Annotated in this window: 26 protein-coding genes; 9 read left to right on the plus strand and 17 right to left on the minus strand. The window is 71.1% G+C overall.

The features are described 5' to 3' along the window. Positions 1–82: 82 nt before the first annotated feature. Together JO379_RS16495 and JO379_RS16500 are read right to left on the minus strand one after the other, a co-directional pair. On the minus strand, positions 83–1,699 hold the full coding sequence (locus JO379_RS16495) for an MFS transporter (protein ID WP_209515528.1): 1,617 nt from the start codon (positions 1,697–1,699) through the stop codon (positions 83–85). A 99-nt stretch (positions 1,700–1,798) separates the two neighbouring features. Continuing rightward, the gene (locus JO379_RS16500; RefSeq protein ID WP_209515531.1) at positions 1,799–2,479 is read right to left on the minus strand and encodes a DUF4232 domain-containing protein; all 681 of its coding nucleotides are present in this window, start codon (positions 2,477–2,479) and stop codon (positions 1,799–1,801) included. 206 nt (positions 2,480–2,685) lie between these two features. On the opposite strand from JO379_RS16500, the gene JO379_RS16505 reads away from it, so the two are divergent. Then, positions 2,686–3,999, plus strand: a complete 1,314-nt coding sequence (locus JO379_RS16505) for a transcriptional regulator (protein WP_307842028.1) — start codon at positions 2,686–2,688, stop codon at positions 3,997–3,999. A 202-nt stretch (positions 4,000–4,201) separates the two neighbouring features. Continuing rightward, positions 4,202–4,729, plus strand: a complete 528-nt coding sequence (locus JO379_RS16510) for a DUF4232 domain-containing protein (protein WP_209515538.1) — start codon at positions 4,202–4,204, stop codon at positions 4,727–4,729. Here JO379_RS16510 and JO379_RS16515 read toward each other — a convergent pair. The 3 genes from JO379_RS16515 to JO379_RS16525 all read right to left on the minus strand — a co-directional run bounded on the left by JO379_RS16515 (position 4,690) and on the right by JO379_RS16525 (position 6,938). Then, the gene (locus JO379_RS16515) at positions 4,690–4,959 is read right to left on the minus strand and encodes a ferredoxin (protein ID WP_130878703.1); all 270 of its coding nucleotides are present in this window, start codon (positions 4,957–4,959) and stop codon (positions 4,690–4,692) included. The two genes, JO379_RS16510 and JO379_RS16515, sit on opposite strands and share 40 nt — an antisense overlap. 4 nt (positions 4,960–4,963) lie before the next feature. Further along, positions 4,964–6,196, minus strand: a complete 1,233-nt coding sequence (locus tag JO379_RS16520; RefSeq protein ID WP_130878702.1) for a cytochrome P450 — start codon at positions 6,194–6,196, stop codon at positions 4,964–4,966. A 256-nt stretch (positions 6,197–6,452) separates the two neighbouring features. Continuing rightward, a complete protein-coding gene (locus JO379_RS16525; RefSeq protein ID WP_130878701.1) occupies positions 6,453–6,938 on the minus strand; it encodes a carboxymuconolactone decarboxylase family protein in 486 nt (161 codons plus the stop codon). 47 nt (positions 6,939–6,985) lie between these two features. Between JO379_RS16525 and pdxR the strand changes: the two genes are divergently transcribed. Next, positions 6,986–8,401 carry a MocR-like pyridoxine biosynthesis transcription factor PdxR gene (gene pdxR, locus JO379_RS16530; protein ID WP_209515541.1) on the plus strand — a complete coding sequence of 472 codons (1,416 nt, stop codon included), beginning with the start codon at positions 6,986–6,988 and terminating at the stop codon, positions 8,399–8,401. 9 nt (positions 8,402–8,410) lie between these two features. Here pdxR and JO379_RS16535 read toward each other — a convergent pair whose 3' ends face one another. From JO379_RS16535 to JO379_RS16560, 6 genes are all read right to left on the minus strand, one after another. Further along, complete coding sequence (locus tag JO379_RS16535) at positions 8,411–9,118, minus strand: nucleotidyl transferase AbiEii/AbiGii toxin family protein (RefSeq protein WP_130878699.1); 708 nt, start codon at positions 9,116–9,118, stop codon at positions 8,411–8,413. A 289-nt stretch (positions 9,119–9,407) separates the two neighbouring features. Continuing rightward, on the minus strand, positions 9,408–9,920 hold the full coding sequence (locus tag JO379_RS16540) for a cupin domain-containing protein (protein ID WP_130878698.1): 513 nt from the start codon (positions 9,918–9,920) through the stop codon (positions 9,408–9,410). A gap of 266 nt (positions 9,921–10,186) precedes the next feature. Further along, positions 10,187–10,657, minus strand: a complete 471-nt coding sequence (locus tag JO379_RS16545; protein ID WP_372449089.1) for a rodlin — start codon at positions 10,655–10,657, stop codon at positions 10,187–10,189. Positions 10,658–10,836: 179 nt separating this feature from the next. Beyond that, on the minus strand, positions 10,837–11,235 hold the full coding sequence (locus tag JO379_RS16550; protein ID WP_130878697.1) for a rodlin: 399 nt from the start codon (positions 11,233–11,235) through the stop codon (positions 10,837–10,839). A 201-nt stretch (positions 11,236–11,436) separates the two neighbouring features. Continuing rightward, the gene (locus JO379_RS16555; protein ID WP_130878696.1) at positions 11,437–11,682 is read right to left on the minus strand and encodes a hypothetical protein; all 246 of its coding nucleotides are present in this window, start codon (positions 11,680–11,682) and stop codon (positions 11,437–11,439) included. A 145-nt stretch (positions 11,683–11,827) separates the two neighbouring features. Further along, positions 11,828–12,427: an NADPH-dependent FMN reductase gene (locus JO379_RS16560; RefSeq protein ID WP_130878695.1), complete on the minus strand. Its 600-nt coding sequence runs from the start codon at positions 12,425–12,427 to the stop codon at positions 11,828–11,830. A 231-nt stretch (positions 12,428–12,658) separates the two neighbouring features. Between JO379_RS16560 and JO379_RS16565 the strand changes: the two genes are divergently transcribed. Next, the gene (locus JO379_RS16565; protein WP_130878694.1) at positions 12,659–13,324 is read left to right on the plus strand and encodes a TetR/AcrR family transcriptional regulator; all 666 of its coding nucleotides are present in this window, start codon (positions 12,659–12,661) and stop codon (positions 13,322–13,324) included. 151 nt (positions 13,325–13,475) lie between these two features. Continuing rightward, positions 13,476–14,051 (plus strand): TetR/AcrR family transcriptional regulator, encoded by a 576-nt coding sequence (locus JO379_RS16570; RefSeq protein ID WP_130878693.1) that lies wholly within the window; start codon positions 13,476–13,478, stop codon positions 14,049–14,051. On the opposite strand, the gene JO379_RS16575 is transcribed toward JO379_RS16570, so the two are convergent. Together JO379_RS16575 and JO379_RS16580 are read right to left on the minus strand one after the other, a co-directional pair. Beyond that, positions 14,031–14,999, minus strand: a complete 969-nt coding sequence (locus JO379_RS16575) for a Gfo/Idh/MocA family protein (protein ID WP_209515544.1) — start codon at positions 14,997–14,999, stop codon at positions 14,031–14,033. The two genes, JO379_RS16570 and JO379_RS16575, sit on opposite strands and share 21 nt — an antisense overlap. Beyond that, positions 14,999–16,417 (minus strand): NDP-hexose 2,3-dehydratase family protein, encoded by a 1,419-nt coding sequence (locus JO379_RS16580; protein WP_209515547.1) that lies wholly within the window; start codon positions 16,415–16,417, stop codon positions 14,999–15,001. Before JO379_RS16580 ends, JO379_RS16575 begins: the two co-directional genes overlap by 1 nt. Before the next feature lie 311 nt (positions 16,418–16,728). Between JO379_RS16580 and JO379_RS16585 the strand changes: the two genes are divergently transcribed. After that, complete coding sequence (locus JO379_RS16585) at positions 16,729–17,427, plus strand: ScbR family autoregulator-binding transcription factor (protein ID WP_130878690.1); 699 nt, start codon at positions 16,729–16,731, stop codon at positions 17,425–17,427. 35 nt (positions 17,428–17,462) lie between these two features. On the opposite strand, the gene JO379_RS16590 is transcribed toward JO379_RS16585, so the two are convergent. From JO379_RS16590 to JO379_RS16600, 3 genes are all read right to left on the minus strand, one after another. Further along, a complete protein-coding gene (locus JO379_RS16590; RefSeq protein WP_130878689.1) occupies positions 17,463–18,185 on the minus strand; it encodes a ScbR family autoregulator-binding transcription factor in 723 nt (240 codons plus the stop codon). 171 nt (positions 18,186–18,356) lie between these two features. Next, a complete protein-coding gene (locus tag JO379_RS16595; RefSeq protein ID WP_130878688.1) occupies positions 18,357–19,157 on the minus strand; it encodes an SDR family NAD(P)-dependent oxidoreductase in 801 nt (266 codons plus the stop codon). Next, the gene (locus JO379_RS16600) at positions 19,147–19,899 is read right to left on the minus strand and encodes an HAD family hydrolase (protein ID WP_130878687.1); all 753 of its coding nucleotides are present in this window, start codon (positions 19,897–19,899) and stop codon (positions 19,147–19,149) included. The genes JO379_RS16595 and JO379_RS16600 overlap by 11 nt, the downstream gene beginning before the upstream one ends. Before the next feature lie 232 nt (positions 19,900–20,131). Here JO379_RS16600 and JO379_RS16605 point away from each other — a divergent pair, with 232 nt between their 5' ends. After that, positions 20,132–21,196, plus strand: coding sequence for a ScbA/BarX family gamma-butyrolactone biosynthesis protein (locus JO379_RS16605; protein WP_130878686.1), 1,065 nt, complete (start codon positions 20,132–20,134; stop codon positions 21,194–21,196). A 68-nt stretch (positions 21,197–21,264) separates the two neighbouring features. Here JO379_RS16605 and JO379_RS16610 read toward each other — a convergent pair whose 3' ends face one another. After that, a complete protein-coding gene (locus JO379_RS16610; RefSeq protein ID WP_130878685.1) occupies positions 21,265–22,569 on the minus strand; it encodes an alpha/beta hydrolase in 1,305 nt (434 codons plus the stop codon). A gap of 246 nt (positions 22,570–22,815) precedes the next feature. On the opposite strand from JO379_RS16610, the gene JO379_RS16615 reads away from it, so the two are divergent. Beyond that, positions 22,816–23,358: a GNAT family N-acetyltransferase gene (locus JO379_RS16615; RefSeq protein ID WP_130878684.1), complete on the plus strand. Its 543-nt coding sequence runs from the start codon at positions 22,816–22,818 to the stop codon at positions 23,356–23,358. A 139-nt stretch (positions 23,359–23,497) separates the two neighbouring features. Next, positions 23,498–24,940 carry a carotenoid oxygenase family protein gene (locus JO379_RS16620; protein ID WP_209515549.1) on the plus strand — a complete coding sequence of 481 codons (1,443 nt, stop codon included), beginning with the start codon at positions 23,498–23,500 and terminating at the stop codon, positions 24,938–24,940. The last annotated feature ends 173 nt before the right edge of the window (positions 24,941–25,113 follow it).

Genomic DNA, 25,113 nt, shown 5'->3' on the forward strand with positions numbered 1-25,113 from the left:
CTACGCCGTACAGGCACACGGGCGGATCGCCGGGCGATGGCTCGTTCCGCCGTGGGCGACCCGCGACCGAGGCCGTCCGCGGCTACGGCTCTGCCGAGCGGGGCTGGGTCGTCGGGATCCGTGAGGTGAAGAACATCGCCAGAAGGGCGGCGAGGGCGAGGATGGCGAGGGCGGCGCGCAGGCCGTCGAGCCTGGCGGCGGCGTTCGCGTCCAGCGCGTCCTTCTTCACCTCGCTGCTTGTGCCTGATTCGTCGAGGGCCGTCCTGAGTTGGGCGTCCGACAGGAAGGGCGCACCGCTTTGGAGCCGGACGGTCGCCTGGCTCTTGACTCCGGCCGGGACCTCCGGATTCTGCTCCACGCTGGTCAGGAACGAGGAGGTGAGGGCGGCGATCATGATCGACCCGGCGAGTGCCGTACCGAGCGAGGCACCCAGGTTGGTGACCGCGTTCTGGACGCCGCCGACTTCCGCGCTCTGTTGTTCCGGCACCGCGGACACGGTGACCGCACCGAGCTGGGACGCCAGCGCGCCCATGCCGAGCCCGATCAGGAGGAGGGGGACGGTGACGATTTCCGCACCGGCGTCTGCGTCGAGGGCGGCCATCAGGACGACCGCGCCCGCGAGCAGGGAGAGAATCCCGAGTCGTACCACCCGCCGTGGCGAGACGTCCGGGAGGAAGCGGGGGATCAGGACCGCGGCTGCCAGCAGTGTCACCGACAGCGGCAGAAGGCGGGCACCGGTCGTGAGCGCCGACAGGCCCAGGGCGACCGACAGATAGAGCGGTACGACGAAGAACACGCCCATCTGCACGAGGTACTGGAAGAAGAACATGGTCAGCCCGCCGGTGAGCTGCTTGTTCCGCAGCATGGCCGGGTCGACGAGCGGCTCGCTGCGCTGCTCCACGAGGCGGGCCTCCCAGCGGAGGAAGAGCCAGACCAGCAGCAGGCCTGCCAGCATCAGCCACACAACCAGCGAGACCCCGAGCCATGAAGGGGCGTCGGGCTTCGGCCGGAACCAGCCCCATTCGTCCGAGCGGAGTACTCCGTAGACGAAGATGCCGAGCCCCAGCGCGGACAGCACGGCGCCCACGAGATCGATGCGGCGGCGTCCGCCCGTCGGAGCGTCGGCGATACGGCGGGCCGACACCAGGATGCCGAGCACCACCAGCACCTCACCGGCGAACACCCACCGCCAGGAGAAGTACGTCGTCGCGACACCCCCGATGAGCGGCCCGAGCGCGATCGCCACTGCCCCTGCCGCCGCGACGAGTCCGTAGGCGGCGGGACGGCGTTCGGCGACGAAGTTGCCCGCCACAAGGGCCACGATCGCGGGCAGGATGAGTGCCGCCCCGATGCCTTCAAGGAGCGCCCAGCCGAGCAGGAGTACCGGCAGGTTCGGTGCGAGCGCCGTCGTCAGGGAGCCGCAGCCGTAGATGCAGCAGCCGATCATGAACGCGCGTTTGCGTCCGATCAGCGCCCCGATCTTGCCGCCCGGAATCATGAACATCGCCATCACGAGGGTGTAGGCCGTGATCGCGCCTTGGATCCCCGTCACGGTCGTGCCCACGTCCTCGGCCACCGTCGCGATCGAGACGTTCATGACCGAGCTGTCGAGCGCCATCAGGAACTGACCGGCCGAGAGTGTCAGCAGGACGACTCGCGCTGTTGCCGAACTCTCGGCCCTGCCTGCCCTTGGCGCCATGGGCGGGATCGTCCCAGCAGGCCCGAGGGGCGGAACCACGACCCGCCACACGGATCAACCGATTGGCGGCCTGCGCTACGCCACGCACCCCGTTCGGGGTCAGGAGAGGGCGTCCTCGACCGTGGTCACCCAGTACGTGACGCGCAGCGAGTCGTCGATGTGCACGCCCTTGGCCTGGAGGGCGGCTTCGGCCATTTTGTCGCTGCCCTGGAAGCCGATCTCCAGGCTCTGGGCCGTGCGGCCCTCGCCGCCACTGCCGTCGCCCGCGGAGAGGATCACGGCCGCGTAGCCCTGCTTGCCCGGGGCGAGTGAGGTGACCGCCTGCGGCTTGGTCGCCTCCATGACCGGGGGGACCGACTGGGCACCCTCGAACTTGACGATCGGGTAGCCCTTCAAGTCGCACATCTTGGAGCCCGTGTTGGTGATCGTGAGCAGCATGTGGTTGAGCGGGCGGGAGAGCGGTGCGGCGGTGATACGGGTGTTGTCGGCGGTGCAGGGCACGCGGTTCGCCGGGGCGTTCGGGTCGGTGTCCTTGGCCGGTGCCGACGTGCGGGCCCCTCCCTTGCCGGTAGCACCGGCAGCACTGGGCGCCTTGGGGGCGGCCGTCCCTTCGGGCTTCGGGGTCGGCTTGTCCTGGGGCACCGAGTCCGAGGCCTGCGTGGCGGCGCCCTCCTCGCGGACTCCCTCTCCCTGTCCGTTGTCACACGCCGTCAGGGCGAGCGCGGTGAGCGCGAGGGAGGCGGCGGCGAGCAGACGGGGCCGGCGGACGGAGGCGCGCATGGCGGATCTCTTTCTTCGTGGGGGAGGCAGCGGAGCGCCGCTCGACCGGATCCGGGAGCGGCGTGCTTGGATGACGAAAGCTTGTGCGACGCCGCGTCCCGGGCGCCAGCACCGCTGGCCGATGAGGGACGCTGGAACGGTGGCACCGGCGCTGACCTGGGGGAATGGGTGTTCTCTGGAACGAGGACATGGGACGGAGGAGTGGCGTGGGGGCAAGCGATCTCGCGGAGTTGCTGCGATCGCTGAAGGAGCGGTCCGGCCTGAGTTACGGGGTGCTGGCCAAGCGGCTGCACGTCAGTACGTCGACACTGCACCGGTACTGCAACGGGTCCACCGTGCCGACGGAGTTCGCTCCGGTCGAGCGGCTGGCCCGCCTGTGCAAGGCCACTCCGGAAGAATTGATCCAGGTCCACCGGCAGTGGATCCTCGCGGACGCGGCGCGCGGCCGTAAGCCGAGTACAGCCACTCAGCCGGAAGGACCGGCTCCGGCAGACGAGGCGACGACGGCTCCGGCAGACGACGTGGCGCCCGACCCTCCCCGGTCCGCTCCCCCAGCCGCCTCGTCGGACGTCCGCCCACCGCGGCAACGGCGGACCCGGAGAGCCGTACTGGCCGCCCTGGCCGTCACCTGCGTGATGGGCTCCGCCGCGCTCGCCGTCAGCCTGGTCGGCAACGACAGCGATGACGACGGGAAGGCGCGGTCCGCCGCGGCCTCCTCTTCGAGCAGGGCCGGGGCGATCGCGCCCGGGAAGCCGGGGAAGTCCGACACATCCGGGACGCGCCCGTCCGGCACCCCGTCCTCCTCTCCGAACGAGGAGAAGGAGGGAGAGGAGAAGCACGGCGAGCCCGCCGCATCCGCCGGCGCGGACGGCACCGCGTCCCCCTCGTCACCCGGTCAGCAGGACGACAGCGACAACGCCGACGCGCCCCTGACCGCCCACACCCGGCCCTACGCCTACGAGAGCCCCTGCTCCCAGCGCTTCCTGGTCAACCGGAAACCCGGTGAGATGCCGAAGCCCCCCTTCGAGCAGGACGCGCCCGCCTGGGTGTCCGAGCTCGGCGCCGTCTCCGCCGACCAACAGTTCGTCAAAATCACCTTGCAGGGCACCGGCAAGGACGCGGTCGTGCTCGAAGGGCTGCACGTCCGGGTGGACGGGGCGAAGGCGCCGCTCGCGTGGAACGCGTACGCCACCGGGGTCGGCTGCGGCGGCGACGTGGCGACGCGGTCCTTCGGCGTCGACCTCGAGGCCGGGTCACCCGCCCTCACCCCGGTGGGCGGTCAGCGCGACTTCCCGTACAAGGTGAGCCGCACCGATGCCGAGGTCTTCTACGTCAAGGCCGACGCCAGACAGCACGATGTGCGGTGGCACCTGGAGCTCCAGTGGTCCAGCGGCGGCCGGCACGGGACCCTCCGGATCGACGACCAGGGCAGGCCCTTCCGCACCAGCGGATCCGCGGGCAGGCCCTCGTACCAGCAGCCGCTGGGGGATACGCGGTGGTCGCCCGCCCCGGTGGACTGACCCTTCGCATTCCACGGGAGCGTCCCACCGGAGCGTTCCACGGCGCTGACCTTTCCGCAGGTCAGGTCGCACGCAAGCGTTCCCGCTTCCCGGAAGACCCGGCAGGCCTTGATGGGGCGGCGGGCGGCGCCGCACGCTGATCAGGCCTCGGGGAACACCGAGGTGATCAACCCCCACTGACGCCTCATCAGGAGGAGCCACCATGCGCTTCGCACGTCTCATCGCCCCCGCCGTCCTCTCCGGTGCCGCTGTCCTGGCCACCGCGGCCGTCCCCGCCCAGGCCGCCCCGCAGGCGGACCGCGGCCCGGTCGGGGCGCTCTGCTCCACCACGTCCGCCGACTTCACCGTGCGGAACGTGAGCCGCCCGATCAACCACCAGCTGCTGACCGTCACCAACACCGGATCCGAGACCTGCACTCTCCTCAAGGCCCCGCTTCTGGGCTTCGACGACGACCAGTACGTCGGCGCCCAGGCGATGGAGGAGTCCGCACCGCAGTCGGTCGTGACGCTCAAGCCGGGCCAGTCCGCCTACGCGGGCATCCGGCTGTCGTCCGCCGACGGCTCGGGGGAGAACGGGCGGGACGTCCGCATTCTGCACGTCTTCCTCGACAGCGGTGACGGTTCCGAGGGCGGGCCCGACTCGATCGCCTTCCCGAAGGGCACGTGGGTCGACGACAGCGCGGCCGTCACCTACTGGCAGTCGAACGTCTCCGACGCCCTGATGTGGTGACCGCGGAGCTCGGCGGGCTCACCGGACGCGGGCCGGGGCTCCGTGACGGTGATGGCTCCGGAGGGGCAGGCGTAGGCGGCCCTGCGGATCGCGAGCGACCGGGCGGGGGGCGGGTCGGTGTCCAGGAGGAGTACCCGGCCGCCCTCGGTGTCCTGGTCGAACACCTCGGGGGCGGTCAGTGCGCACATCCCGGCGCCCAGGCAGCGCTCGCGGTCGATACGGATCTCCATCGGCCTACTCCTCGCCCCAGGTGACGGGGAGCCGGTGCACCCCGTAGATGTTCATGTCGGTCCGCAGCGGCACCTCCTCGGGCGGGACCGCCAGGCGCAGCGTCGGGAAGCGGGTGAACAGGGCCGGGAGGGCGACCCGCATCTCGACGCGGGCCAACTGCTGGCCCAGGCACTGGTGGATGCCGTGGCCGAAGGCCAGATGACCGGTGGCCTTGCGGTGGATGTCGAGGGTGTCGGGATCATCGAAGCGGGCCGGGTCGCGGTTGGCGGCCTGGATGGAGATGGTGACGGACTCGCCGATCCTGATCAGCTGTCCGTCGACCTCGACGTCCTCGAGCGCGGCCCTGACGCCGGTGGGGGTGATGGTCAGATACCGGAGGAGTTCCTCCACCGCCTGGTCGGCGAGGCCGGGGTCGGCCCGCAGGGCCGCGGCCTGTTCGGGGTGGGACAGCAGGGCGAAGGTGCCGAGGCCGATCATGTTGGCCGTGGTGTCGAGGCCGGCGGCGAGCAGGAAGCCGGCGATCCCGGCGAGTTCCTCGTCGGTGAGCTCGCTGGTGGTCAGGTCGCTGAGCACATCGTCGGTGGGGTGGGCGCGCTTGTCCGAGATCAGGTCCCGGAAGAAGTCCCCGAGGCCGGCCAGGGCGGCGATCTGCTCGTCCAGGGTCGACTCCGGGGCGCTGATCGCCGCGGCGCGTTCCATGAAGTCCGCGCGCCGGACCTCGGGCACACCGAGGAGTTCGCAGATCATCAGTGCCGGCACGGGGTGGGCGAAGGCTCGGACCAGGTCCACCGTCGGTCCTTGGCGCTCCATGGCGTCGAGGTGCTCGGCGGTGATCTGCTCGACGCGTGCGGTGAGTGCGCGCATCCGGCGGACCGTGAACTTGCCGGCGAGCAGCCGCCGGTAGCGGGTGTGCTCGGGCTGGTCCATCCCGGTGAGGTCACCGACCGTGGCCGGGGGAATCTCCAGGTCTTCCGTGCCCGGGAAGGGGTAGTGCATGAGCTCGTAGCGTGAGCTGAAGCGGGTGTCGGCGGCTATCGCCCGGACCGTGGAGTGGCCGGTGGCCAGCCAGCCCAGGTGGCCGTCGGGGTAGCGCAACCGGGTGAGCGGCTGCCGCTCGCGCAGTTCCGCCAGCTCGGCGGGCGGGTCGAAGGGGCAGCCCTCGGGGCGCTGGATCGGTAACACCACGGCCTCTTGGGCCGCCTGCTCCGGGGAGTTCGTCGACGGTTCGTGCTGCATGGTGGTCTCCGGTACGGATCGAAGGTGCGGATCGGAGGGGTGGTGCGGGCGCCGCTCAGCTCTTGGCGTCGGCCAGGCCCAGCACCATGGCGCCATCATGGCACCGCCATGGTGCCATCACAAGGGGAGGTGGCGTCTTAGTGACGCCCATGGCGCCACCATGGCACCACCCGGCGCCCCGAAACGCACCCGGACAAGCCCCCGGAAACCACGAAAGCCCCAGGCCGACGGCCTGGGGCTGCCCCGCGTCACACCGTCAGGCGCGGTCGTCCGTGCCCGGGATCTTCGCCGTGGCGATCGCGATGCGGTTCCAGGTGTTGATGGCGAAGATCAGGGCCAGCAGCCGGGCCAGCTCCTCGGCGCCGAAGTGGGCCGCCGCCTCGGCATAGACGTCGTCCGGGACACCGCCGGCCGGGAGCAGGGTGACGGACTCGGTCAGGGCGAGGGCCGCCCGTTCGCGGGCGGTGAAGAAGCGCGCCGCGTCACGCCAGACGGCCACCATGTGGAGGCGCTCCTCGCTCTCACCCGCCTTGCGGGCGTCCGAGGTGTGCATGTGCAGGCAGTACGCGCAGCCGTTGAGCTGCGAGGCGCGGATCTGGACCAGCTCGACCAGGGCCGGGTCCATGCCCTCGCGGGCGGCGGCGTCGAAGCCGATCAGGGACGTGAACGCCTTCGGGGCCGAGCGCGCGAAGTCGATCCGGGCGGGCCGGGAAGGGGCGGGGGTGCGGGCATCCGTCGTCATGATCTTGAATGTACGGGCTTGATCGACCGGCGGTAAGGTGCATTTCCATGGCGGAGAACTGGGTCAATTGGGCGGAGCGGATCGGCCGCGACCTGCATCTGGAGCTGTCCGGGCCGGGCAGCCGCCGTGCGGTGCTCATCCGGGCGCTGCGCGATGCCGTCCGCTCGGGCCAACTGGCGCCGGACACCCGGCTGCCGCCCTACCGTTCGCTCGCCGCCGACCTCGGGCTCGCCCGCAACACCGTCGCCGACGCCTACGCCGAACTGGTCGCCGAGGGCTGGCTCACCGCCCGTCAGGGTTCCGGCACCCGGGTGGCCCGGCGGGCCGCGCCGCCGAGGCCCGTACGGGTACCGAAGAAGAGCCCGGCGGGCCCGCCACGGCCCACGCACAATCTGCGGCAGGGGCAGCCCGACGCCGCCTCCTTCCCCCGTGGCGCCTGGCTCACCGCCGGCCGCCGCGCGCTGAACGCTGCCCCCAACGACGCCTTCGGGCCCGGCGATCCACGCGGCCGGCACGAACTGCGGCGGGCGCTGGCCGACTATCTGGCGCGGTCCCGGGGCGTGCGGACGGACCCCGAGCGGATCGTGATCTGCTCGGGCTTCGCGCCCGCCCTGCGGCTGCTGTTCGGGGGCGTGCTGCGCGGTCCGCTGGCCGTGGAGTCCTACGGGCTCGACTTCCACCGCCGGCTGCTGGCCGCCGCCTCGGTGCGTACCGTGCCGGTCGCTGTCGACGAACACGGGGCGCGCACCGAGGAGTTGGCCGCGCACAAGCAGGTGCGGACGGTGCTGCTCACGCCCGCCCATCAGTTCCCGACCGGCGGGCCGCTGCACCCCGAGCGGCGCGCGGAGGTCGTCGACTGGGCGCGTGCCCGGGGCGGGCTGGTGCTGGAGGACGACTACGACGGGGAGTTCCGTTACGACCGGCAGCCCGTCGGCGCCGTGCAGGGCCTGGACCCCGAGCGGGTCGTCTACATCGGATCGGTCAGCAAGAGCCTGTCCCCCGCAATCCGGCTCGGCTGGATGGTGCTCCCGGACCACCTCGTCGATCCCGTGCTGGCCGTCAAGGGCGAACGGGAGGCGTGGGCCGGGGTCCTGGACCAGCTCACCCTCGCGGACTTCATCGACTCCGGCGCGTACGACCGTCATCTCCGCCGGATGCGGCAGCGCTACCGCGACCGCCGCGACCGGCTCGTCACCGCCCTCGCCGAGCGCGCCCCGCACATCCGGGCCACCGGTGTCGCGGCCGGTCTGCACGCCGTGCTGGAACTGCCGCCCGGCACCGAGCAGTCCACCCTCAAGGCCGCCACCTGGCAGGGGCTCGCCGTGGACGGCCTGGCGGAATTCCGGCACCCGCAGGCCACGACACCCCGGGCCGACGGTCTGGTGGTCGGTTTCGGCACCCCGCCCGACCACGCCTACGGCGCCGCGCTGGACGCGCTGTGCCGGGCACTCCCCCCGGGCTGACGGGGACCGTTACAGCTCGTCCTCCACCGGGGCCTCCTCCATGAGCCGCTCGGCGATGTCGTCGGCCCACAGCTGGGCCCAGCGGCGCAGTGCGGCGGTGGCGGCCTCGTCGAGCCCGTACGCGGCGAACTCCCGGTCGTCGATCCACTCCGACCGTTCGAGACGTGCCTGAAGATCGGCCGGGTCGAACGCGTCCCGCCCGTGGCGCCGGCCCCATTCCTCCAGCCCGGCGTAGGACCAGCGGTCGGAACCGGACCACACATCGACGAGGTCCCGGGCGAGCCCGAGGTCCGCCAGCGCCCGCACCTTCAGGCCGACCGCGTCCTCGACGGCGAGTACGGGCCCGTACTCGCCCGGCACCGGAGGCCGCCACAGCGTCTCCTTGACGACATCCACCGCGCTCACCTCACTCGGACCGTCGTCACCCGGCCCTGCCATGGCATCGGGCCCCGGGCCCCGCACCGCGAGGCGGGCCGACAGCGGCTCGGCCGTCATGTCCGCCACCCGCCAGCCCCTCGCCTCCAGGCCGGCCCGCAGGGCCGACGCCACCTCGGCCATCGGTGTCGGCGTCTCGGTGACCAGGTCCAGCGTGCGGCTCGGGCGGTCCACCAGTCCGTGCGCCTGGAGGGCGTAGCCACCGCCGAGGACGAGCGCGTACGGGGCGCCCACCGCCAGCACGTCGGGCAGCAGCAGCCGGTGCGGCCCGGAGAGCCTCACCCGGCGGGCCCGGTGCGCGAGCGGGCGGGCGCCGGGCGGGCAGCACACGGGCTCCCGCAGGAGCGAACATCGGAGAACGGGAGGTCAGACGGCATGGGCGGGATTATTCCGCACGACCGCGCCCGGGAGCGGGAAGCGGCGTGCTCACCGACCGGTCGCTCACAGCTCGGTGCCCCCAGCACTCCGCACACGCGGTACAGCACCCGCTCGGCCTCGTCGCGGTCGATCTCCACGCGGCGGGGCGGGCGGGACGGGCGTGCAGGCACCTCGGCGACGCCCCCGAGGGGCTCTAGCGGATGCCCGCGGCGCGGGTCTCGCGCCAGAGGGGGCTGTCGACGTAGTGGTTGTCGAAGCGCTCCGAGGACGCCTTGATCTCCTCGACGCTCGCCTCGCCCTTGTTGACCCGGTCGAGCAGCCGGTAGTACTCGAAGCGGTCCATGCCCGGGGTGAAGACGAGCAGGGCGTCGGCGAAGGAGCCGGGCGCGGGGGCGAAGGCGTGGGGCGTGCCCGGGGGGACGGCGAGGAAGTCGTTCTTCTCCAGGACGACCACCCGGTCGTCGATGAGGACCTGGAGCGCGCCGTCGAGGACGAAGAACATCTCGGTGGCCCGGGTGTGGAAGTGCGGGGGCGCGCCGGCGACGCCCTCGTCGAGGATGGTGCGGTTGGTGGTCACCGCGCCGCCCGTGCGGTCGGAGTCGGCGATGAGGGTGATCAGGCTGCCGGGGGCGTCGGCGGTGATCTCCGCGTCGGCCTCACGGACGAGGACGACGTCGTCGGGGCGGGGGAACTCGGTGCCGCTCATGGGGTGCTCCTCGGTGGGGATTCGTGCGTGGGGTGCGCCGCTCGCTTGCTGTCCGCGGCTTCACGACTACGAATCTAGGCCCCGAGGCGACCGGTCCCATGGTTCATTTCCCGGCCGGAATCATGGGTCAATTCCCCGGCCGCCACCCGCCCCGACACACCCACCGCACAGCGAGGGAGGCCCGTACACACGCCCGTACACACGGCGGAGCCGCCCCCGGGTGGATCCGGGGGCGGCTCCGCGAGGTGCCGGTGGCGTCTGGGACGTCAGTGGTGGCCGTGCTCGTCGGGGTGGCGGTCGCCACGGTGCTTGCCGCGTCCCTCGTGGTGCTCGTGGTGGTCGGCGCGGTTGCCGGAACCATTGCCCGAGAGGATCGGGAGCTCGTCCAGGATGTGCGACAGCGGGTCGTCGCCGTCGTTGATCGTGGAGTTCTCGGTGCACATCTGCTGCTGCTGCGAGGACAGGATCGGGATGTCCTGGAGGCCGATGTTGATGAGGCCGATGAGCGACTGGGCGCCGAGCTTCCCGATACCGATGCAGGGCTTGTTGAGGGAGCCGTTGATCAGGCCCATCTGGGGGCTCATGTAGCCGCCCGTGTAGGTGTTGCCGTACATCTGCGCGGCGCCGTTGGCGTTGGCGACATCCTGGCCGTCGTTGCCGATCGCCATCGCGGGGCCGGCCAGGGTACCGACCGCTGAAACCGACATCGCGGCCGTGGCCACTACCTTCTTGATCACGTTTATTCCTTCGCTCTGGATCCACGAATTACGACAGCTACCTGTGCAACTCGCGAAAAGGCGGGAAGGTTATTCCACTTCACTCGTTCGGCCCAGCCGTTTTCCGGCACAGGAAAAGCCCCCTGCGGCGGGGCCCGCACACCCGCCGCAGGGGGATTTCACCACACTCGGTGCTTCGGTCAGTGACCGTTCGCCGAGCCGTTGCCCGAGAGCACCGGGATCTCGCTGATGAGGTGCGAGAGCTGGTCGTCGCCGTCGCTGATCGTCGAGTTGTCGGTGCACTGCTGCTGCTGCTGCGAGGTGAGGATCGGGATGTCCTGGACGCCGATGTTGATCAGCGCGAGGATCGACTGGACACCGATCTTGCCGATGCCGAGGCACGGCTTGTTGAGCGTGCCCTGGATCAGGCTCATCTGCGGGCTTTCCTTGCCCCCGGTCTTGGTGTTGCCGTAACCGGTCTTCGCAGCGTTGCCGTTGGCGACGTCACCACGATCGTCGCCGATCGCCATCGCGGGGCTGGTCATGGCGCCGACGGCGGAAGCCGTCACCGCGGCCGTGGCGAGAACCTTCTTGAGCACGTCTATGCCTTTCGATCGTGTAGCGCCCCCACTGGGAAAGCGTTCTGAATAACTGCGCTCTTTGCCGGAGGTTCCGGGCTTTCACTCATTCGCGCCATTCAGATCACTACAGATCGCACCGCCGGCCGATCACTATCGGCCCGACGGCGGAAAAATAGGGCCCTGGATCATCTTTTCAACCGGATGATCGGGCCCGCTGGATCATCGGGTGCGCCGACGATAGGCAAATATGCTGGGCAGCGTCACATAGCGGTACTGCCCGCCGCGCTCGCTGCGCAGCTCCCCCCGGTCGACCAGGTGCGACACCGTCCACGGGGAGAGGCCGAGCATGGATGCGGCCGTCCGCACCGGGACGCTCAAACCGTCGAAGACATGGGGGACGGGCTCGTCCGGGGTGTAGTCGTACCGGCTGTAGTCGTACTGTGCGGCGGCAAGGTGTCGTGCCATGCGGACTCGCACCGTCCCCTCGGTCAGAAGTGTTGTTCTCAGATGCCGTACGACTCGGATGTGTACGGGCTCATGCGTGTACGGGTTCGCGTACTGCGGCGCGGGCTCGGGCTCCGGTGGATACGGAACCGGCCGCCGCGGCGACTCAGATGTCGTACGGGCGCGTGGACTTGGCGTGCCGCAAGGCGTGGGCCCACCAGGTCAGTTGGTCGAGCAGGATCGTGGCCGCGGCGCCCGGGCCGTCGGGCTCCTTGAGGCGGCCGTTGTCGTCGAAGAGGTCCCACGCGTTGTGGAAGCTGACGGTGTCGCGGGTGGTGACCGCGTGCAGCTCGGCGAAGACCAGCCGCAGGTGCTCCACCGCGCGCAGGCCCCCCGCCAGGCCGCCGTAGGAGACGAAGGCGACCGGTTTCGCGTGGAACTGGGGGTTGTGCCAGTCGATCGCGTTCTTCAGGGCCGCGGGATAACTGTGGTTGTACTCGGGCGTCACGATGACGAAGGCATCGGCCGCGTCCAGGCGCGGCGTCAGTGTGCCGAGCGCCTGGATGATCTCCGGCGGCGGGCTCGGGGACGGGGCCACGGAGCCCAGTGCCACGTCCGCGAGGTCGATCAGGTCGACCTCGAACTCGGGCCGCCGGCGGGCCCGGTCCGCGAACCAGTCGGCAATGGTCGGACCGAGCCGGCCCTCGCGCACGCTGCCGATGATGACGGCTAACCGCAATGGGCCATCGGTCGGGCTACCGGACACGGGCGTCTCCTCGCATGAGTACGCATGGGTGATGAGTGAGCGAGCCAGCCGCGTCGGCCGATCCGCCGACGCCCCCCTGCGCACCGGCCGTTGACTTACTTGCCGCCGGGTTGGTGCGCATATTCGGAAGATTAGACAGCCACTAACCGGGCGTCAAGTACGTTATTCTGCTCGCCTTGCCAACCAGCAAGATCGCGGTCCCCGGACCCGCCCGAGCGAAGGGAACAGCCGATGGGGAGCACACCACGACCTCGCCGTAGCAACACCCGCCAGCACATCCAGGAGGTGGCCCGCGACTTCTTCATGGAGCGCGGGTACGAGAAGACCTCCCTGCGGGAGATCGCGGACGAGCTGGGCGTCACCAAGGCAGCGCTGTACTACCACTTCCGCACCAAGGAGGACATACTTGTCAGTCTGTTTTCCGATGTCGGCATCGCGCTCGACGAACTGATCCTCTGGGGCCGTCAGCAGCCGCGCACGCTGGCCGTCAAGCGGGAGTTGCTGGACCGCAGCAGCGTGATCTTCAGCGGTGCCGCACCGCTGTTCAACGTCCTCAACGCGAACCAGGCCGTGCTCAGCGACCTGAGCGTGGGACAGGACTTCAAGGACCGGGTGACCGCGCTCTCCGAGCTGCTCCAGGAGCCGGACAGCACCGTCGCCGCCAAGGTCCGCTGCGTCACCGCGCTGCTCACTCTGCACTACGGCACGTTCGCCATCCAGCACATCGAGGGCGACCCCGAGGAGAAGCGGCTGGCCCTGCTCGCCGGCGCCACCGAACTGCTCGCCGCCGCCTATCCCACGGCCGCTGCGGAATCCGGGTGCCCCTCGGGTGCCCGGGCGTCAACACACGACGCCGCGTCAGCCGCCGTGCCGAACCGGGAACCGACCGCTTCATAGGTACCCCGGGACGGTGGTGGTGAGCTCCACGCCTCCGCGGGGGCCGCTTCCTGCGCCATGATCTCTCCACAGCACGCATGCCAAGCGCCCGGCCCGGTTACTTGCTGGCCGACGGGCTAGATAGGTCCGACGAACGCAGGAGAGAGAGCCCATGGGCAGCACCCCCCAGGCGCGCAGGAGCGACACCCGCGAGCGCATCCAGAGCACGGCCCTGGAACTCTTCGTTTCGCAGGGGTACGAGAAGACCTCGCTACGCGAGATCGCCGAGGCGCTCGGCGTCACCAAGGCCGCGCTGTACTACCACTTCAAGACGAAGGAGGACATCCTCACCGCGATCTCCGACGAGCTCGGCCGCCCGGTCGACGAGCTCATCGCCTGGGGCAGGGCACAGCCCGCCACCCTGGAGACCAAGCGGGAGCTGCTCGCCCGCTACAGCTCGGCCCTGCGCGAGGCCGCCCCGCTCTACAGCATCCTGCAGGAGAACCAGGCGGCGCTGCGCGAACTGGGCGTGGGCCGCAAGCTCACCGAACGGGTGATCACGATCTCCCAGTTGATGCACGCGGGTGACGCCCCCCTCGCTCATCAGGTGCGCCTTTCCAGCGCGCTGTTGACGGTCCACTTCGGGGCGTTCACCACGGCCAGGCTGGAGGGCGACGCCGAGACCAAGCGCAAGGCCCTGCTCGACGTCGGCCTGGAGATCCTGGACTCAACCCGCGACGACGGCTGACGCGCGGATCGCGTCCAGCAGCGCGGCCTGCGCGCGGCACGCGCGGTCCGGTCCCAAGTTCCCCGTCCGTACCGCCGCGACGAACGCCGCCAGGGTGCCCGCCACTTGGTCGTCCGCCGCCAGTCGTCGCTCCTCGGCCCCGGCGGCCCGCTCGATGCGCAGCAAGGGGCTGTGGTCCGCGGGCGGGGTGAAGGCCCGGTCGACGATGATCCGGCCCTCGCTGCCCGCCAGCTCGTAGGTGTTGCGGTAGGAGTGGTCCATGCCGAACGTCAGCTGCGCGGCGACCCCCTCCGGGGTGACCAGCAGCGCGGTTCCGGCGGTGTCCACCTCGCGACCGGCGCCCGTGGTGAGCTGGGCGCCGATGAGCTCCAGACGGTCGCCCAGGAGGTGCAGGGCCGCGCGCACCGGGTAGATGCCGATGTCCCACAGGGCCCCGCCGCCGAGGTCGCGGCGGTAGCGGATGTCGTCCTCCGGCAGCCGGGGGACGGTGAACGTGGCGTGCAGGGCCCGTAGTTCCCCGATCGCGCCGTCACGCACCAGCCGTGCCACGACCGTGTGCTGGGAGTGGTGGACGAACATGACGTTCTCCATCAGGACCAGCCCACGGTCACGGGCGAGGTCGAACAGCTCCCCCGTCCGGGCGGCGTCCGTGGTCAGCGGCTTCTCCGCGAGCACGTGCTTGCCCGCGAGCAGCGCCTTCTCCGTCCACTCGGCGTGCAGGGCGGGCGGCAGCGGTACGTACACGGCGTCGACGTCGTCCCGTTCGAGGAGCTCGGCGTAGCCGTGGACGGCGGTGCCGCCGAAGCGGGCGGCCGTCTCTGCTGCCTTGGCCGCGTCACGGCTGGCGACGGCGGCCACCTCGGTGTCCGGGCCGGCGGCCATGGCGGGCAGCATCCTGCGGCGGGCGAACTCCGCGCAGCCGAGGGTGCCGAAGCGCAGCGGGGCCATCAGGCGTGCACCGCCGTCGGCAGGGCTCCCGCGTTGAGGCAGGCGAGCAGGGTACGGGCCTGGACGTTCACGTAGTGCCCGTGCCGGACGAGCGAGGTGAGCTGGCCGGGGGTGACCCAGACGTAGCCGGGCGGGGCCTGCCGGGGCGCCTCGTGCTCGTCGGCCTCGACGAGGAGGTAGCGGCTCTCGGCGTTGAGGAAGCGGCCGCCCTCCTCGGAGTGGACTGCCTCGTAGCGGATCCGGGCTGGGGATGCGTTCAGGACGAGGTCGAGGAACGGCGGCCGGTCCTTCTGGGCCAGGTGCGCGTAGTTGCCGGGGGTGTACTGCACGGTGGGGGCGAGTTCGACCGTGTCGAGGAAACCGCCCTCCACGCGCGCGTGGGCGAGCACGTGCGGCACTCCGCCGAAGGCGCGGGTCACGAACGCCGTCACCCCGAGCCCGACCGGCTCGAACAGTGGTTGCGTCCAGCGGCTCACCTCGCGGCTGCCCGCCTGGACGGACACGGCGACGACGCGGAAAAAACGCCCCTCGTCGTGCTCGATGGCGCTCTCCCCGCGCCGCCAGCCGGGGACGGTGTTCAGCGGCACCGTCTCGGCGACCACGTCGTGCCGGGAGCGCTCGGTGGTGAACCAGGACAGCAGCTCGGTGTCGGAGTGCAGGGCCCCGGGCCGGCGGTCGGCGAACGGCAGGCAGGCGAGGACCGTGCGGGAATCCATGTTGACGACGTTGTCCCGGTGGAGCAGCTCGGCGATCTGGCCGAGGGTGAGCCAGCAGAAGTCGTCCAGCAGCTCCACCTCGCCGACCGCCTCGACGATCATGTTGCGGTTGGACTTCCGGAAGAACCACGCGCCGTGCTCGGACTGGAGGGCGTCGGCCAGCACCCGGCCCCGGCCGGGCCGGACGAAGTAGTCGATGTACTTCACGTCCGCGCCCCGGTGAACCTTGGTGTAGTTGCTGCGGGTGGCCTGCACGGTCGGCGAGAGCTGGAGCAGCTCGCGGTTGCCGGGCTCCATCTTGGCCTGCATCAGGAAGTGCAGGACCCCGTCGAACTCCTTGGCGAGGATGCCCAGGATGCCCACCTCGGGCTGTCGGATGACCGGCTGCTGCCAGCTCCCGTACGGGCCCGGGCCGCCGGTGACCTTCAGCCCCTCGACGGTGAAGAACCGGCCGCTGCGGTGGGTGAGGTTTCCGGTGCCGTCCTCGAACGACCAGCCGTCCAGGGCCGCGAAGGGGATCCGGTCGACCTGGAAGGCGTGTGCCCGGCCGCGCTCGGCGAGCCAGCCGGTGAAGTCCTCGGTGCGCAGGTGCGCGCCCTCGGTCGTCGCGGCCGAGCGGGCGAGCCGGTCCGGCAGCGCGGAATCCCGCCGCGGCCGCAGCCGGAAGCGGTCGGTGGGCGGCTCGGCGGGGTGCGACGACATGCGGTGACTCCCTGATACCTCGTACGGGCCTGTGCACCCCGGCACCGGGGCGCCCCATGGCGGACGCTAACAAACCGCCACATGCTCGGCGGGGGGCTTGGGGGACCCATCGGCAAAGGCGAGGGAAACCCCTCAACCTGCCCGCCGGGCAGGGGTGTCGGCTTGCGTCCGGCCGTGCCCCGGGGGCAAAGGCGCTTCGCCGGTGATCGAGGGCGCCTTACAATACCGACAGGTTGGTTTTGGAGTTCACTGTTCGCGGCCGGACCGCCTTCGTCGTCCGGCCGTCCCTGACGACCCGGCAGAGGTAGCACGTGGCAAAGCAGGAGAGGGCCGAACGAACCCGCGGGGCGTTACTGACCGCGGCGGCGGACGTGTTCGATCACGTCGGATACGAGCGTGCCTCGCTCAACGCGATCAGCGAGGCGGCGGGGGTGACCAAGGGAGCGCTGTCCTTCCACTTCGCCACCAAGGCGGAGCTGGCCCGCGCGGTGCAGTCGACAGCCTGTTCCTCCTCCCGCGCGGCACTGACCGCCCTCGACCACGCGCACCCGCCGACGCTCCAGACCGTGATCGACATGACGCACGTCCTGGCGCATCTGCTCGAACACCATGTGGTCGTCCGGGCCGGGATCCGGCTCTCCCGCGAGCTCGACTACGCGCCGGACGCCTCCTACGACTGCACCGTGCTGTGGCGGGAGTTGCTGGAGGACGTGCTGCGCCGGGCCGAGGACGATCAGGCCCTGGCGCCGGGCCACGACCCGCGCACCCTCACCGCCCTGGCCCTGACCATGGCCACCGGCACGGAACTCCTGGTCCGCACCCCGCCCGGCCCGGACGCGCCCTGCTCGGCGGACGGCCCCCGTGACACCGGCCGCGACTGGCTCGCGCAGTTCTGGCAGCTCGTGCTCCCCGGGGTGGCCGCCCCCGGCCCGCTCCGCCCCACGGGCACGCTGGGCCCCTGCCGGGTCCCGGCGTCGCCCTACGACCTCCCCCGGGCGGACGGACTCTAGGGCCTGTCCGGCGGGCGCCCCGGCCGCGGTGTCGCTCAGGCGACGCCGACCGGGGTGCCCGCCCGCTCGGCCTCGGCGGCCTCCGCGGCCGCCTCGCGCACCTTGGTCTCGCGCGCCCGCTCGGCCTCGGCCAGGGCGCGGGCACCGCGCCCCGGGGCCATGTCGAGCCGGGCCAGCACCGAGGGCACCACCACGCTGGGCATCACGTGCTCGTAGAGCACGCTGGCCCGGCGCTCGAGATCGGCGCGGTTGTTGATCGCCTGCGACATCGTGTTTATGCCGGCGTACGCCCCGACGATCAACTCGGCGGTGTCCGAGGGCACCACGTGCGGCAGCACCTCGCCGCGCTCCAGGCCCTCGACCAGCACCTGGGTGTGCAGATGGGTCCAGCCGTTGAACGGTCCGCTGCGGTTCAGGCTCGTCGAACCGTGCTCCAGGGTGAGCCGGACGCTGCCGCGCAGCAGCGCGTCGTCCGCCAGCCGGTGGGCGAAGAGCATGCCCATGTCCACCATTTCCTGCATCTTGGACTTGCCCGGCAGGTCGGGCATGGGCGGGGCCTGGGTCACCTGCGCGTCGATGACGGCGAGAGCGAGCTCTTCCTTCGAGGTGAAGTGGAAGTACAGCGCGCCCTTGGTGACCTCGGCCCGCGCCAGGATCTCCGTGATCGTGGCTGCGTCGTAGCCCTTCTGGTCGAACACCACCGCGGCGGCTTCCAGGATGTTCTGCCGAGTCCTGATCGCACGGTCCTGCTTTGCCACGGTGTGCCTCCGAATCAGTAAGTCGCCCGCACCGCGTCCCGGCGGTGTGGGGCGAGACGCGTGTCCCGCATGCCGCTCATCGCCCCCCTGAAAACCAAACCGGCAAGTACGTAATGCTATCAACTCCGGGGCCACGACCGGGTCGAGCGAGCAAGCGGGGACGCACCAGAGTCACACCATTGTGAAGCCCCCGTCCACTGGCATGGTCGCACCGGTCACGAAAGAGGCCCGGTCGCTGAGGAGCCAGGCGGCCGCCTCCGCGATCTCCTCGGGCGCGGCGGTCCGGGGCTGTGGCGTCGCCGCGTGCAGGGCCTCCTCCATCCCGGGGTTCTTCGCGAACCAGTCCTCGACCACCTCGCTGCGCGTGGTGCCCGGCGCCACCGCGTTCACCCGGATGCCGGAGGCCGCGTACTCCGCGGCGGCGGCCTTGGTCAGACCGATCACGGCGTGCTTGGAGGCCACGTACGGGGCTGCCACCGGGGTGGCCAGCAGGCCGCCGACGCTGCTGGTGTTGACGATGGCGCCGCCGGTGCCGGCGTCGAGCATGACGGCGATCTCGTCGCGCAGGAAGTTCCAGACGCCGCGCACATTGATGTCCATGATGCGGTCGTAGACGTCGTCGTCCATGAGGTGCAGGGGTGTGCGCCCCTCGCCGTAACCGGCGTTGTTGAAGGCCACGTCCAGCCGTCCGTAGCGCTCGACGGCGAACGCGACGGCCCGCGAGGTCTCCGCGCGGGCCGTCACGTCCGCCGCCACGTGGGCGGCCTCGGCGCCCTGCTCGCGCAGCTCGGCCGCGAGGTCGCGGAGCCGGTCCTCGCGGCGGGCGGTCAGCACGACCGTGGCGCCCTCCCGGGCGAACACCCGGGCGGCCGCGGCACCGATGCCACTGCTGGCCCCGGTGATCAGTGCGATCTTGCCGTGCAGGAGCCCGTGTGCTCCGCCGGCCCCGTTCCTCGTGTGGTCACCGGTCATCGCGGGGACCCTCCGTTTCGTGTGTGGTGGTGGCCGGTGACGCCCAGAGCGTCCCGGCGGCGGCCTCGGCGTCGAGGGCGCGCAGCAGCGGCTCGTCGATGGCCGGGAGGGAGCCGACGATGTGCCGGACCCCCGCCGCGCGCATCAACTCGCCCTGGAACCCGTGGGCGAAGTGCGGCGGGTGACCGATGAAGGCCGTGCCGAGCGAGCGTGCCGCCTCGGCGACGCGGGCCACGTCGTCGATGAACAGCGCCTGGTCGTGGTCGAGCCCGAAGACGTCGGTGACGATCTCGTGGACACCGGGTCGGAAGTCGTTCGTACAGACATAGCCGGGACCGTCGAACAGGTCGGCGAACTCCCCGAGGTGGCGCTGGAAATGGGTGTCGTCGAGGCCGCCGTAGCAGACGGTGCGCAGCCCGAGGGCGCGCAGCCGCCGCAGCAACTCCACGGCGCCGTCGAGGAGGTGGAGCGGATGCTGTTCGAGGTAGGCGGCCCGCTCCTCGAAATAGACCTCCAGGACCTTCTCCGGGGTCCATGACACACCGGCCATCGCACCCAACGCCCGCGCGGCGACGAGACGGGGCTGGGAGAACACGGCACTCTCGACATCGGCGGTGTAGCGCCCGCCCCGGCTGGTGACGAATTGGTGGATCACCGGGCTGAAGGTGTCGTTGAGCAGGACGCCGTCGATGTTGACGGCAGCCAGCCGTAAGTGGCGCAGCGGATCGGCTGTACGGGGCATGGGGTCCTCCGGAAGTGGACGGCGAGGGGGCCGTGAGGGCCCGAATAAAACCGTCCAGTACGAACGTAAACAAGGGAGAGCTAGGTCACACGAGAGCTGAGGGATCCTCAACTACCTCGTATGGTAGAGAAGCGAGCAGGTGGAAATAAAACCGGCCAGTACGTATCTTCCCATTCCTTCCGTTCCCGTTCCGAGGCCACTCGGCCGCGCAGCACCTGATCCAGGGGGAGCCATGTCCCAGACCTCCGTACCCGCACCGATCACGCCGAGCGAGCCCCGGTTGACCACCACGGTGCCACGGGAGTTCGTCCACCGGGCGGCCGTCGCGGAGGTCCTGCTCACGGGGTGGCGCAGGCTGGACGAGCTGCGGTTCCAGGTCTCGGCCCAATGGCCGCGCGGACACAGCTTCTTCACCCCCGTCCACGACGCCCGGTACGGTACGCGGCACGACCCGATGCTCATCGCGGAGACCGTCCGGCAGATCGGCTCGCTGCTCGCGCACGCGGAGTTCGACGTCCCCCTCGGCCACCAGTTCCTCATGTGGAGCCTGGACTACACGGCCCGGCCCGAACAGCTCGGGGTCGGGTTCGCCCCTGCCGAGCTGGAGTTGGACGTGACGTGCTCACAAGTGCGGCGCCGGGGCGAGGCGTTCGCCGGGATGCGCTACGACGTGGTCTTACGCCGGGACGGTCTGCTCGCCGCGACCGGCGGCGCCGGTTTCACCTGCACCTCGCCCGAGGTCTACCGCAGACTGCGGGGGCCCCGGCTGCCCGGACCCCCCACCACCCTGGGCTCACCCGTCTTCCCCCAGCACGTCGGCCGGGCGTCGGCCTTCGACGTCGTCCTCTCGCCAGCCGACGCGGGCGGCTGCCGAGGCTGCGGACGGCCCGTCCCGCCCCAGCGCGCGGGAGCCCGCCGCTCCGGCCGCTGGCAGTTGCGCGCCGACATACGGCACCCGATCCTCTTCGACCACCCCGTCGACCACATCCCGGGCATGGTCCTGCTGGAAGCGGCCCGCCAGGCGGCCATGGCCCTCGACCCCGGCTCCACCGTCAGTCCCACGGCCCTCACCAGCGCCTTCCACCGCTACGCCGAGCTGAGCAGCCCCTGCTGGATCGCGGCCGAGCGCGGCGAGCCTGACTCCGCGGGCTCCACCGTCACCCACGTCAGCGGCCACCAGGACGACGAGCTGCTCTTCACCTGCGCCATCACGACGGCGGCAGCGGCGCAGGCGGTCATACCGCGGGAGGGCGCGAGATCCGAGGAACCGATACCGCAGACCGTGTCACTGAGCTGACCTGACCTGAGCTGAGCTGAGCTGAGCTGAGGCGAGCCGGGCGCTGCCCCTCCCCTGCCCCTGGTCTCTTACTCCTGCTCGCCCTCGTTCCTCTTGGCGTCGTCCTGCGTGACCGGCACCGGGTCCTTCTTGCCGGAGTCCCTCTTGTCGGAGTCCTTCTTCGCGGGGTCGCGCCGGTCCGCCGGCTTGCGGGTGTCGACGACGTCCTGCGGGAAGGTCAGCTGCTGGCCCATCCACTGCATCGCCGGCTTGATCTCCCGCCGCCAGGTCGTGAAGTGATGACTGCCCTCCGGCAGGATGATGCTCGCCTTGGTCATCGGCGGCTTGATCGCTTCGAGGAACTTCTTGGTGTCCCCGAAGTTCTTCTCGCCCTTCTCGCTGCTGGCCACCAGCACCGACGCACGCGGCATCGGCATGTTCTCCAGCCGCCAGATCAGATCGTGCTCGCGCTGACGCTGCTTGCCCTTCTCACCGCTGCCGAAGAGATTGCCGGTGGTGGGGTCGTTCTTGATCCTGTAGTCCGGGGAGAGCGCCGCCGCCGTCGGATAGACGTCCGGCGCGCGCATCGCCAGCTCCAGGGCGCAGGTGCCGCCCGAGGAGTAGCCGAGCGCGCCCCAGGCACTGGCGTCACGGCCGACCCGGTAGCTGCTGCGCAGCGCCTCGGGCAGGTCCTTGGTGAAGAACGTCTCGGCCTGCGGACCGTCCGGCACGTCCACGCACTCGGTGTCGCGCGGCGGCGCGATCGTCGGCGAGACCATCACGATCACGGTCGGCTGGAGCTGCTTCTCCGCCTGCAACTTGGCTGCCGTCTGCGGCACTTGCAGGTGCTGGGCAAGGCTCACGGTGCCACCGGGGTAACCGCTGATGGTCACGATCACGGGGAAGCGCTGGCGCTCGTACTGCTTCTGGAAGTACTGCGGCGGCAGATAGACGAAGGCCGGGTTGATCACGTTCGACCGGCGGCCGACGATGCGCACGGACTGCACCTTGCCGACCTGGTCCTCGGGGCCCTTCGGGAGCCCGTGCACCTTGTCCAGCCCGTTCGGGCCGGTGGGCTGCACCAGCCCGCCCTTGGTGGCTCCGACCGTGCCGTACCCGCCGTTCTTGCTGAAGCCGGTGACGTTCACGGGCGACTTGTCGACCCGCCCGAGCAGCTGGTTCCACGAGGAGTAGAAGGGCCCCATGCTGATGTTCACCGCGAGGGCCAGCACGGCCGTGAGCGACAGCTGCGTCAGCACGATGGCGCCGAGCCGCCCCAGCACCGGCAGCGGTCCGCGCCCGGCGAGCCGTGGCCACAGCCAGACCATCAGCGCCACACACAACACGGCCGCGAACGCCACCGCGTACAAGAGCGACCGACTGGTCAGGCCCATGTGCCCCTCAACTCCCTGCCCCCGTGGTGGGTACTCATGTTCGGTCGAGCCATGTTCACCGAGGAAGAGGCGGGAACGGGTGGAAAAGGTTGCCCTGCACCCATTTCTTACCCAGCTCTTGTCCTGCCCGTGGTCTGCCCGACCCATGCCGTTCCCGGTACCGCCACGGAAAACGACGGCCCGCCACACCCGGTTACCCCGGCCTCCGCGCGGGTGGCCGTGGGCCGCATTGGGCAGGAAGGTCGCATGGGCGACGTCTTCTTGCGCAGGTTGAGCCGCTGGCAGGCCGATCAGTACCGCGAGCAGCTCGCGGATCTGCACGGCTCGGCATACGAGGAACCCCCGGGCGAGGCCTTCGACGGCCGCTCCCGGTTCATGGAGCGGCTGGCGGAGCACGCCGCGCTGCCGGGTTTCGATCTCGTCGTCGCCGACGACGGCGGGCCGGTCGGCTGCGCGTACGGATTCCCGGTGACGCGGGACGGAGGCCACTGGCGGGGATTCGTGGGACCGGTCCCCGAGGAGCTGGAGGAGCTGACGGCCGCCGGCCGGGTCTTCGCCGTCGCCGAGCTGATGGTCCTGCCCCGGCGCCGCCGCCGCGGCATCGGCAAGCGGCTGCACGACCGGTTGCTGTCGGGGACGGGCGCGACGCTGGCCGCCGGGTTCCTCCCACCGGGCGCGGAGGCGGCGCGGTCCGCCTGCCGCGCCTGGGGCTGGCAGGCCGTCGGGCGGATCCGCCCGCCCGCGCCGGAGCCCGAGCTCCTGGTGGTCACGCGCCCCCTGCGCCGGTGACACCGTATGGCGCCAGATGACAATGCATGACGGCCGATAGCGTCAGATGACGGGATCAGGGTGAGGAGACTGGCCGAACCGGCCCTTCCGCTGGATGGTGGAAGAACGGCCGCGCGGGGGCGGGCCGTTGGAGGGCGGCATGACCGACGAGCGCGGGGCCAAGGGCCGTAAGAGCACAGCACGCAAGGGCGAGGGCGACGCCGGGAGCACGACGGGGAGTCCCTTACGGAGGGTCGCCGGGGACGCCCTCGGCAATCCCTATCTCAGCGGCCACTTCGCACCCGTCCACGACGAGATCATCGCCGTCGACCTCCCGGTGACCGGCCGCATCCCGGAGTGCCTGCGCGGCCGCTATCTCCGCAACGGCCCCAATCCGCTGAGCGTCGACCGGCCCGCCGGCCACTACTGGTTCAGCGGCGAGGGCATGGTGCACGGCGTGCGGCTGCGCGACGGCCGCGCCGAGTGGTACCGCAACCGCTGGGTGCGCTCCGACGCCGTCGCCGGGCAGCTCGGCGAAAAACTGCTGCACGGGCCGCGCCATCTGGACATGGACTTCGCGCCCAACACCCACATCCTGAACTTCGCCGGGCACTACCTCGCGCTCGTCGAGGGCGGCGCGCTGCCGTACGAGCTGGACGACGAGCTGTTCACGATCGGCCCCTTCGACTTCCACGGCACCCTGCCCGGCGGCCTCGCCGCGCACGCCGTCGTCGAACCGGCCACCGGCGAGCTGCACGCGGTCGCGTACTGCTGGGCCTGGCCGTACGTGCAGTACCTCGTGGCCGGGGTCGACGGCTGCGTCCGCCGCCGGGTCGACATACCGGTGCCGGGCCGCCCGATGATGCACGACTTCTCCCTCACCGAACGACACGTCGTGCTGTACGACCTGCCGGTCGTCTTCACCCACCGCACGGGCCGGCCGGCCACCGGCTTCCCCTACGCGTGGGACCCCGGCCGCGCCGCCCGGCTGGGCGTCCTCCCCCGCGACGGCGGGCCGGCGGACGTGCGCTGGCTGGAGATCGACCCGTGCTTCGTCCTGCACCCCATGAACGCCTACGAGCGCGACGGCCTCATCACCCTCCACCTCATCCGCTACGACCGCCTCTTCGACGGCCCCCGGCCGGGCCCGGGCGAGCGGCCCGCGTATCTGGAGCGCTGGACCGTCGACCCCGTGGCCGGCCGGGTCCGGCGCCGACGGCTCGACGACCGCGCGGTGGAGTTCCCGCGCGTCGACCCGCGGTGCCTCACCGCCCGCCATCGCTTCGGCTACGCCGTGGCGGAGGCGGCGGGCTACGGCGTGCCGGCCGGGCTGGTCAAGTACGACCTGGAGCGCGGCACGAGCCAGGAGTACCGCGTCGCCGCGGGCGGCGACATCGGCGAGGCCGTGTTCGTACCGTCGCGGCCGGGGGCGGCGGAGGACGACGGCTGGCTGATGTCCTACGCCTTCGACGCGGAGCGCGGCGCCACGGACCTGGTCGTGCTGGCCGCCCAGGACATCGCGGCGGGACCGGTGGCCCGGATCCATCTACCGGTGCGGGTGCCGCTCGGGCTGCACGGCAACTGGATCCCGGACGCGGTGTGATGGCCTGATGGTGTGGTGGCCGGACCGTCCGACGGTATGAGTGCGAAAGCGACGGGTAACGACCTTTGAGGCCACTGGGACGTAGCAGATGCGCTCCCTGAGGGTGGCGCACGAAACGGCTCGCGAGGGTCGAACACGCCGGGCAGGGCTTGACGGCTAGCCTTACGTAGCCG

Source organism: Streptomyces syringium (assembly GCF_017876625.1).
Taxonomy (GTDB): Bacteria; Actinomycetota; Actinomycetes; order Streptomycetales; family Streptomycetaceae; genus Streptomyces; species Streptomyces syringius.